The 848-nt window shown below is 75.4% G+C and carries 1 protein-coding gene; it reads right to left on the bottom strand.

Annotation, left to right across the window (positions count from 1 at the left end):
• On the bottom strand, window positions 1-441 hold a 441-nt coding region (locus tag UN64_RS21785), incomplete at its 3' end, for an aldolase/citrate lyase family protein (RefSeq protein ID WP_245802093.1).
• Window positions 442-848 lie beyond the last annotated feature (407 nt).

Here is an 848-nt window from a genome sequence, read left to right as displayed (position 1 = left end):
CGCCACGACGGGCACCCCGGGCAGCCGTCGGGCGGTCTCGTTCACGTGGTCCGTGGACTCCACCATCGCCAGCACGACGCCGGCCAGGCCGCCCTCGGCGACCGGCCCGCCCAGGTGCGCGGGCAGGGCCGTGGCGAGCGCCTCGACGTCCTCCTCCCACCACCGCGAGCCGTAGCCGTTGAGCCGCACCCAGCCGGTGTGACCGGAGGTCAGCCAGGCGACGGCGTCCGCGCGGGCCCGGTCCTTGTCCTTGGGGGCCACGGCGTCCTCGATGTCGAGGATGACGATGTCCGCGGCCGAGTCCTCGGCGGGCTGGAACCGCTCGGGCTGGGCGGCGTTGACCAGCAGCCAGGAGCGGGCGAGCTCCGGGTCGATGCGCTGGCCGGGCACGGCCTGGAACGCGGGGGAGGGGGTGATCGCGGCGGGCAGGGTCACGGTCATGAAAGGGCTCCTTCACGGGGCTGGGGCGTCGGGCCGAGGTCGCGGGCGGGGTGCCTCGCGCGGCGGACGGCCGGGGGACGGACCAGGTGGGCCCTGAGCGAGCGGCGTCGGTTCGACGCCGAAGGGCGCCGCGGGTGTGCGGCGCGTCCACAGCACAGTACACGCCGCTGTGTCCGACGTCACCCGGGTGAGCGTGGATCTCGGCCCAGGAGGGGTGACGGGTGACCGGGGAGCGCGTAGCGTTCATCGGGGTCCGGACGACGTCGGCCGCGCAATGGGGCGCGACCCTCCCGCGTCGGTCGGGCCGCGACACCCCAATCCCACCGGACCACGAGGACGCTCAATGACGAGGATCCCCGCCGAGGACGAGGCCGCGACGGCTCCCTCCTCCCCGCTCGACAACGCCC

This window comes from Fictibacillus arsenicus (genome assembly GCF_001999465.1).
Classification (GTDB): domain Bacteria; phylum Bacillota; class Bacilli; order Bacillales; family Fictibacillaceae; genus Fictibacillus; species Fictibacillus arsenicus.
Note: the sequence above shows the minus strand (reverse complement) of the source record. Positions and strands in the feature narration are given on the sequence as shown.